Raw genomic sequence first — 489 nt, 5'->3', positions numbered from 1 at the left:
TCTTTGAAAACTGGATAAAACGACATTGAAAGTAACAAGTTTTAAATAGATCAAGTAATTGATCGTGTAAGTTCTTAAATCTTATTTCTTTTATGAGATAAGTTGTAACTAACATGAAGGTTTCAAGACACGAGTAGGACAAGGAAGCGATTGAGCGATGGAAGGAGCGTACTTAAGTACGTGACTGACAGAGTGAATGAAGCTGACGCAGTCATACGATGTGTATTGGAAGCCGAAAATGAAGGTTTCGAGATACGAGCAAGCCAAGGAAGCAGCTTGAGTGAATGAAGGAGCGTACCTCTGTACGTGACTGAATAAGCGAAAGTAGCTGACGCAGGATGGCGATGTATATCGAAAGCTGAAGGTTAAGTTATTAAGGGCGCACGGTGGATGCCTTGGCACTAGGAGTCGATGAAGGACGGCACTAACACCGATATGCCTCGGGGAGCTGTAAGTAAGCTTTGATCCGGGGATTTCCGAATGGGGAAA

At 43.4% G+C, this 489-nt stretch carries 1 rRNA gene; it reads left to right on the top strand.

The features are described 5' to 3' along the window. Nucleotides 1-363: 363 nt before the first annotated feature. A 23S ribosomal RNA gene (locus C9J36_RS17080) occupies nucleotides 364-489 on the top strand; the annotation flags it as partial.

This window comes from Metasolibacillus fluoroglycofenilyticus (assembly GCF_003049645.1).
In the GTDB taxonomy this organism is placed as follows: domain Bacteria; phylum Bacillota; class Bacilli; order Bacillales_A; family Planococcaceae; genus Metasolibacillus; species Metasolibacillus fluoroglycofenilyticus.
The sequence above is the reverse complement of the archived record's forward strand: the minus strand, read 5'-3'. Positions and strand labels throughout refer to the sequence as shown.